Annotated in this window: 1 protein-coding gene; it reads left to right on the forward strand. The window is 41.5% G+C overall.

Annotated elements, in window-relative coordinates:
• Positions 1-211 precede the first annotated feature (211 nt).
• On the forward strand, positions 212-436 hold a 225-nt coding region (locus KTH89_RS25300; protein ID WP_238723471.1), incomplete at its 3' end, for a hypothetical protein.

Below are 436 nucleotides of genomic sequence, written 5' to 3' on the forward strand. Positions count from 1 at the left end.
ATTCTGGAGCATACAGGCCGGGAAGCGTCCCGGAGCCTGATGCAGAACAGAGAAGCTGGTTTTACCAGTGATTAGAGATTAAAATCTCTGCTGAGGATTTAAGATAGATCCTACTACTCAGTATTTCGAGGAGTAAAGATCGAAGAAGCCCGGCAAACGCTTTTGATTTCTAATGACTGATAAAGCATCAGTCAACAGGATGGAAGTTCGAATGACAGGATCCGCTAAAACGGACCGGACAGCACAGACGAGACAAGAGACAGAACAGACATCCCGCATGTACCTTGAAAACTACACATTGAAAAATCAATTGAAAAATCTGAATTCAAGGGATTGGAAGCAAGCATTATTGCAACGCAGACAACCCAAGAAAACAGAAACTTCAAGACATCCGAGATTAAAAAAAGATTTATTTGAACCAATTCAAAGAATCCGA

The sequence above is a fragment of the Diplocloster agilis genome, from assembly GCF_019042275.1.
Lineage (GTDB): Bacteria > Bacillota > Clostridia > Lachnospirales > Lachnospiraceae > Diplocloster > Diplocloster agilis.